General features: G+C 48.5%; 4 protein-coding genes and 1 rRNA gene. All 5 read right to left on the reverse strand.

Annotation, left to right across the window (positions count from 1 at the left end):
• Positions 1-328: 328 nt before the first annotated feature.
• Complete coding sequence (locus JOD24_RS15920) at positions 329-895, reverse strand: PepSY domain-containing protein (RefSeq protein WP_380167656.1); 567 nt, start codon at positions 893-895, stop codon at positions 329-331.
• Between the two features lie 172 nt (positions 896-1,067).
• Positions 1,068-1,589: a PepSY domain-containing protein gene (locus JOD24_RS15925; RefSeq protein WP_380167658.1), complete on the reverse strand. Its 522-nt coding sequence runs from the start codon at positions 1,587-1,589 to the stop codon at positions 1,068-1,070.
• The gene (locus JOD24_RS15930) at positions 1,586-2,962 is read right to left on the reverse strand and encodes a sensor histidine kinase (protein ID WP_380167660.1); all 1,377 of its coding nucleotides are present in this window, start codon (positions 2,960-2,962) and stop codon (positions 1,586-1,588) included. The genes JOD24_RS15925 and JOD24_RS15930 overlap by 4 nt, the downstream gene beginning before the upstream one ends.
• The gene (locus JOD24_RS15935) at positions 2,959-3,657 is read right to left on the reverse strand and encodes a response regulator transcription factor (protein WP_380167662.1); all 699 of its coding nucleotides are present in this window, start codon (positions 3,655-3,657) and stop codon (positions 2,959-2,961) included. Before JOD24_RS15935 ends, JOD24_RS15930 begins: the two co-directional genes overlap by 4 nt.
• Positions 3,658-4,415: 758 nt before the next feature.
• Positions 4,416-4,836: ribosomal RNA gene (locus JOD24_RS15940) — 16S ribosomal RNA — on the reverse strand; the annotation flags it as partial.

The raw sequence follows: 4,836 nt of genomic DNA on the forward strand, positions 1-4,836 counted from the left end.
GCCCCGTCCTTCTTCGGCTCCTGGCGCCAAGGCATCCACCGTGTGCCCTTCACTACTTCTCCTCAGTTGCTTCGGTGAAATCTATTCTTGGCTCTTCTATATCCGGTTTTCAAGGTGCATCTCACTCTTCTGCGTCGCAACGGTATCTCGCGACGACAAGTAATAATATATCATGGAGAATCTTTGTGGTCAACCCCTAATTTCAATTTTGTTTTTCTCTGCTACTCTGAGAAACAGGCGGATGAGAGTGAGCCGGTTTCAATGCTTCGTCCCTCTCCCGCCTGCCTTGTTCTATTCCATGCTTAGATGAACGAGATTCTGCTGTTAATCAGTCTTCCTGCTCTGTACTGACTTCAAGTACTTTCCCGGATTGGGCATCCATCTCGATCTCCGTTTCCTGTGTACCGGATTGTATTTCCACTTCATAAATCAACTGCCCATCCTCTTTTTCCAGTTTGATCTCTTTAATCTGTCCTTTTTCTCCCGCTTCATGCAAAGCGATCTTCTCTGCTTGCTTCATCGTAATCCCTGGTTTGAAAACATCCTCTTCGGGTAATGCAGCGTTATCTGTCTCTTTGGTTTCTGTTTCCTTCTTCAGGATCTTACCGGAGTTGCTATCCACTTTGATTTCCGCTTCTGTCCCCGCCTTGATCAATTCCACTTCATAAACAGGCGTTTCACCTTTATATTTCAACTCCACTTCAGTCACTTTCCCATCAAACTCATCCTTGGCAATTTTCATGACTTCCTGCTCCGACAACTTTTGTTCTGTTTGATTTTCCTCTTTTTGCGGACTGGATCCATGGTCATCAGAGGCAAACATCTGATTGGCACCCATTCCGGCAACGGAAATAATCACAGCACCCGCCAATACAGACAACCACGTTTTCTTCATTCTTCATCTCTCCTTTAATCCTAGAAGTGGTGCAAGTCATCCACAGGGGCCCTTAATGGCGCCCTCCATAGCTCATCTCGATCTGCTTTACATATTAAGGTCCGAATATGAGAAGATCACTTCAGAGAGATTAGAATTTGATGAGAATCCCCTTATAAATGAAATGAAAAGATCAGTCCTCCTCCTCAATAGACAGCAACAAAACTCGGCCGTTATGGGCATCGACCTCCAGCTCGGCTTCCTGGTTTGCCGACTTCATGACCACTTCATAAACCAAGCGCCCGTCTTCCCGTTCCAAATCAATTTTCTTGATCCGACCCTGGAATTGCTTCCTGGCTATTTCCTCTACTTCACTGCGGGAGAGTTGGGTTTGATTCGGATTTGTGTCTTGTTCTTGAGTTGGACCCTGTTCTTTTGCCTGCGTCATCTCAAGTATCTTCCCTGACTCGGCATCCACCCGAATTTTATAGATTCCTCCCGTGGCTTCCAGTTTCAAATCATATTGCGGTTGTCTCTGCTCTGGGTCCAACTGTGCCTGGGTCACTCGGCCGGGATAGCGATCTTCAATCATCCGGATCACCTCTTTGGATGACAAATCCGGAGAGAAGTCCCGGTCCAGGAACTGCTTGATTCCCCAGCCGACCCCGATGAGAATTACCACCGCTGCCAGCACTGCCCATCCTCTTTTTTTCATTCGTCTCTCCCCTCCTGAAGCGGAACACCTTTCCGGAAACTAACGGTCACCGTCGTCCCTTGATTTTCTTTACTCTCCACATCGATTTCCGCCCCATGGGCTTTGACAATCTTTTTAGCAACGGAAAGGCCTAGACCCGTGCCCCCTGTATCCCTACTTCTCGCTTTGTCCACCCGATAAAACCGTTCAAAGATCCGTTCCTGCTCCTCTGCTGGAATTCCAACGCCCCGATCTGTCACTGAAAGGAAGGGATTCTCCCTTTTTTTCCCCACATGGACCGTCACTAAGCCTTCACTGTACTTGAGTGCATTATCCAGCAGAATAAACAGAAGTTGTTTGATTTTTTGCTGATCCACTTCTGCATAAACCGTTTCTCTGTCCGACTTCAATTCAATATCTCGCTGATAGGTCTTACGCAACGGCTTCAAAGAAGCTTCGCAAAAAGAAACCAGCTCGGTTTCCTCGATTTCCAGGACTTCATGATGCTCCTCTGTGGCCAGCTCCAACATCTGCCGGGTCATCTCCTTCATCCGTACCGCTTCCGAATGAATGGAGTCCACCGCTTCCTTTAAAATCTCCGGCCGTTTCATTCCCCAACGTTTCAGCAATTTTGCATAGCTCTCAATGACTGTCAATGGAGTCTTCAGTTCATGGGAAGCATCCGACACGAATTGCTGTTGTTTTTCGTAATGGGTTTTCAATATATCCATCATCCGGTTGAAGGTAACTGCCATCCAGTATAATTCGTCTTTGGATCTGCGCCCGGTTTCTAGATGTTGATAGGAACCTTGTCGTTGGTTCATTTCCATGGTTTGAGTCAAGGAATGGATGGGACGGAGAATCAACCGTGTCAACATCCTTCCGCCCATCAACGTTGGAACCAGGACCGCCAACCCAGCCACACCTAAAACCCACCGCAACATCTTCAAATTGGCGTAAATCCCTTCCAGACTCTGTGTCACTTCCATATCGGTTACATCTCCGTTTTCCCATACCATCGGATACACAACCGATAAATAGGGACGCTGATCCACGTGAATCCTACGATGACTTTCTTGATTTTCGTACTTGGGTTTGATTCGGGTCAGATTTGGATTCTCCGTCACGGTTAAGACGGCTCGATTTCGCTGATCCACCACCCGGATCATCCCCTCTTCCGGAATATAGGCGCGAAGCAGTCGTGTGGCTCCTCCGGGAGTGGCCAGCTCCCCTTTCACTGCTTTAACCATGCTTTCGGTTTTATCTTGTAACCGTGTCAGCTCCAGGCTCATCGCAGAATGATAAAACAGGGCATAAATACCCGTATTGATCAGAACGAGGATCATTACCATCCAAAGAGTGGTGAAGAGTTGGATTTTGGTACCGAGTTTCATTCTTGTGGACCTCGCATGCTGTATCCGACCCCACGAACCGTTTTAATCAGCGGGAAGTCAAACCCCGTATCGATTTTTTTTCGTAAGTAACGGATGTAAACATCTACCACATTGGTATCTCCGTAATAATCATATCCCCAAACTTGGGTGATAATCTGTTCTCGACTAAGCACTTGACGCTGGTTTTGCAGAAGAAAAACCAACAGATCAAATTCTCTAGGCGTCAAATCCAGCGCCCGTCCTGCCCGCACCACCACCCGGGTGCTGGGATTCACCTCTAAGTCTTCCAAAACCAGCGTTTCTTCTTCCGTGGATTTTCTCCACCTTTCACTGGTGCGGATACAAGCTCGGATTCGGGCCAGCAATTCTTCAATCTCAAATGGTTTGGTGATATAATCGTTGGCACCTTGGTCCAGTCCGGTCACTTTGTCGGGAACAGCATCCCGTGCCGTCAATAAAATAACCGGCGTTCCCTCATCTTCCAACCGAAACCGCCGCAATACCTCAATTCCGTTCAAACCCGGGAGCATGATGTCTAACAGAATCAAATCCCAGTGTTTCCTCTTCGCCAGCTTCAAACCCTGGACGCCATCTGTGGCACTCTCCACTTCATAGCCTTCGTATTGCAACTCCAATTGAATCACCCGGGCAATCTTGACTTCATCTTCAATGATCAGAATTTGTTTGTAACACATAAGCAGGTCTCTCCTCAGACTTTTTCATAACACAGCCTGTCGTCCAGGGCTGTTGATTAACCAGGAATGGATGTAGGAAACGAAATAGACCTTTCGCTCTTCCCATTGCCCCAACGTAAAATATGGCTTGAGGGGACGGGGAGGGTGGGACGGCTACGATCTCTTGCAAAGAACGCATAGCGAGACCCGGGAGCGGAAAGCGACCCTGGCGAGACTTGTGCCCTATGGGTGCAAAGGCTCTTCACCGTCCCACCCTCCCGACCTGATTTCCTACCTAAAATAGGGGGAATCAACACGCCTGACTGTCGTCATATGTTTCCCCCGAAGGGTGCCGGACATTTGAAAATCTCCCACTCATTCTTACTTTGAATTTAACAACCGAACATTAAAAAATGATGAGAGGGCAAAAGTGTGCCCATATCAAAGGGTGATGACTACTTGTTCGCTCACGGTTTCCATCCCCTAGCCAAAACATCCTGCTGACAGGCAAAAAAAGTATCCGACCTCCCGAAGGTTTTCAAACGGATTCAATATAAAATCACGCAAATATTCAGTTTCAAAGTTGGAGAGGGACTTGAAATTTTCTGTACCGTTCCAGACAGAGCGCTACCAAAGGGACCTCGCCGCTGACAATCTTTTTTACATAAAAAACCCCTCTTGATTCTCCATCGAATCAAGAGGGGTTGCATTCCCTGAAAACTAAAGAGCGATTAAACGACCCTGTAAAAACCGTTTGTGTATCCGAAGATACTCCGTAGAAAGGAGGTGATCCATCCCCACCTTCCGGTAGGGATACCTTGTTACGACTTCACCCCAATCATCTGCCCCACCTTCGGCGGCTGGTTCCCGAAGGTTACCTCACCGACTTCGGGTGTTGCAGACTCTCGTGGTGTGACGGGCGGTGTGTACAAGGCCCGGGAACGGATTCACCGCGGCATGCTGATCCGCGATTACTAGCGATTCCAGCTTCACGCAGGCGAGTTGCAGCCTGCGATCCGAACTGAGACCGGTTTTTTGGATTGGCTCCCCCTCGCGGGTTCGCTACCCGTTGTACCGGCCATTGTAGCACGTGTGTAGCCCAGGACATAAGGGGCATGATGATTTGACGTCATCCCCACCTTCCTCCGGCTTTCACCGGCCGTCTCGCCAGAGTGCCCACCTTTACGTGCTGGCAACTGA

Origin of the sequence: Kroppenstedtia sanguinis (assembly GCF_050433445.1) — a bacterium.
Classification (GTDB): Bacteria; Bacillota; Bacilli; order Thermoactinomycetales; family DSM-45169; genus Kroppenstedtia; species Kroppenstedtia sanguinis.